The sequence below is a fragment of the Bradyrhizobium sp. Kon37 genome, assembly GCF_055807535.1.
In genome coordinates, this window is sequence record NZ_JBVVOY010000343.1 from 1 (window position 1) to 235 (window position 235).

Annotated in this window: 1 protein-coding gene; it reads right to left on the minus strand. The window is 67.2% G+C overall.

Going from position 1 to position 235, the window contains the following annotated elements:
• On the minus strand, positions 1 to 235 hold a 235-nt coding region (locus AC0L3J_RS38415; protein WP_473350624.1), incomplete at both ends, for a 2-oxoacid:acceptor oxidoreductase family protein.

Below are 235 nucleotides of genomic sequence, written 5' to 3' on the forward strand. Positions count from 1 at the left end.
CTTCGGCGAGGAGCTGACGACGAGGTCGCAGCCGATCAGCGCATCGGCCGCGCCCTGGTCGATACGGACCTGGTGCAATGCGTCGGGGGATGCGGCCAACCGGATGTAGCTCAGCACCGGCCCGAATTTCTGCGCAAAGCCGGTAAAATCCAGCACCGAGACACCGTTTCCTTCGAGGTGGGCCGCCATGCCGATCAGCGCGCCGACCGTGATCACGCCGGTGCCGCCGACGCCG